Raw genomic sequence first — 939 nt, 5'->3', positions numbered from 1 at the left:
CGCTGGGATACCAAGCGCAGCGGCAATACGCTGTCGATCACACCGACGGCGGATTTCACACCTGCCGGTGTGGCGCTGAACCAAAGCCAGCAATCGCTGGCGGGGTACTTCGACCGGTCGTGGAACAACGCCGACCCGGGCATGGCGCAGCACTTTGCAGCGCTGTCGCGTGCGTCCAGCGGCAGCGGCTACAGCGATATGCTGAATTCCTTGTCCAGCCGCGCCACGCATGCGCAATCCATCGCGTTGGTCAACTCGGCCGGCACGATCCTGGGATCGTCGATGAGCTGCCCGGCGTTTGAAGGCCAGAGCACCTTGTTGCGCGAGGGTAACTGCGTATGGGGCCAGGTAGGCGGACGCTGGAGCGATCAGGATAGTTCCGGCGAAACGATCGGTTATGACGTGTCCAACACCAGTTACCGCGTTGGTGTCCAACACCAGATCGCGCCGAATTGGTATCTGGGCGGCTCGGCCGCCATTGGGCAAAGTTGGGCGCATATCCGAGGCGGGTCGAGCGGCGATGGCGACATTTACGACGGTTCGATCACGCTCAAGCATATCAAGGGTCCATGGCAGGTGGCGGGTTCGCTGGCGTTGGCCAGCGGCTCGTTCGACAACCATCGGCAGGTGAGCATTCCCGGGGTCAACGAAAGGCTGGACAGCGATTCGGATACGTTCCTGGCGGGCGCCCGCCTGCGGGTGGGTTATGAATTTGCGCACGACACTTGGTATGTNCGTCCGTATGGCGATGTGGACCTGATCTACACCGACCTGAAGGGCTTCCAGGAATCGGGCGATTCGCCTTACGCGCTGGACGTGCGTGGCAGCCACAAGACCACGGTGGCCTTGTCGCCGATGGTGGAGTTCGGGCGGCGCATGGACCTGGATGACAAGACCACGTTGCGGGCCTATGCGGCCTTCGGGCTGCGTTATACGCCG

At 62.5% G+C, this 939-nt stretch carries 1 protein-coding gene and 1 pseudogene; both read left to right on the top strand.

Going from position 1 to position 939, the window contains the following annotated elements; all coding sequences use genetic code 11:
- Nucleotides 1-141: 141 nt before the first annotated feature.
- Nucleotides 142-734, top strand: a pseudogene (locus ACNAZS_RS26725) (autotransporter outer membrane beta-barrel domain-containing protein); the annotation flags it as partial.
- Nucleotide 735: 1 nt separating this feature from the next.
- Nucleotides 736-939, top strand: a 204-nt coding sequence (locus ACNAZS_RS26720) for an autotransporter domain-containing protein (protein WP_415793641.1), incomplete at both ends; no start/stop codon positions are given.

Origin of the sequence: Bordetella tumulicola, from assembly GCF_965138755.1 — a bacterium.
GTDB lineage: Bacteria > Pseudomonadota > Gammaproteobacteria > Burkholderiales > Burkholderiaceae_B > Bordetella_A > Bordetella_A tumulicola.
The sequence above is the reverse complement of the archived record's forward strand: the minus strand, read 5'-3'. Positions and strand labels throughout refer to the sequence as shown.